Origin of the sequence: Kocuria sp. CPCC 205260, assembly GCF_040981045.1 — a bacterium.
Lineage (GTDB): Bacteria > Actinomycetota > Actinomycetes > Actinomycetales > Micrococcaceae > Kocuria > Kocuria palustris.
The window spans coordinates 1-629 of record NZ_JAVKPT010000056.1; the positions used below are offsets into that span (position 1 = coordinate 1).

2 protein-coding genes are annotated in these 629 nt (G+C 64.2%); both read left to right on the top strand.

The window, feature by feature from the left end; genetic code table 11:
* On the top strand, positions 1–423 hold a 423-nt coding region (locus RF645_RS13110), incomplete at its 5' end, for an rRNA adenine N-6-methyltransferase family protein (RefSeq protein ID WP_368819254.1).
* Positions 420–629: leucine zipper domain-containing protein (locus RF645_RS13115; protein ID WP_368819255.1), on the top strand; the 210-nt coding region annotated here is incomplete at its 3' end. The genes RF645_RS13110 and RF645_RS13115, both read left to right, overlap by 4 nt.

The window sequence follows — 629 nt, forward strand, 5'->3', positions numbered from 1 at the left end:
GGTGGTAGCAGCATGATGACCGCGCAGTGGTGGCCTTGGATCGACTTCAGCTTGCACGGGCGCGTGCCTCGGTCGGCGTTCAAGCCAGCCCCGAGCGTGGACGGTGGCCTCTTGGAGATGACTCGTCGTCCGGACCCATTGCTCAGCCCAGACGCGAGAGAGTCCTACCGACAGTTCGTCCATGACGTTTTCACCAGTAGGGGCAGGGGTATCGGCGAGATCCTGGCTAACGTATCCAGCTCACTCGGAAAGCGGGGAGCGCTCCAGTTGTTGAAGAGCGAGGGGATTCGCTCCTCGTCCCTGCCCAAAGATCTCTCAGCGGAGCAGTGGGCTCGCCTCTTTACCAGCGCGTCGCCTACGAAGAGTGCCAAAACCGGAAGGAACGCACACCCCGCCCACTCCGCACGGCGGCAAGGTCGATGACCCACGCCAACGCACCCCTCAGCCTCGAAGGCCGTCGACGGCTGATCCGACGCTGCCGTACCCGACCGATCGCACACGTCGCAGCCGAGATGGGCATCTCTCGCGCGTGCGCGTCGAAGTGGGTGAATCGATGGCGACGACATGGCGATTCCGGGCTGCGCGATCGATCCTCGACGCCACATCGGAGTCCCAACGTGACGCCGGCA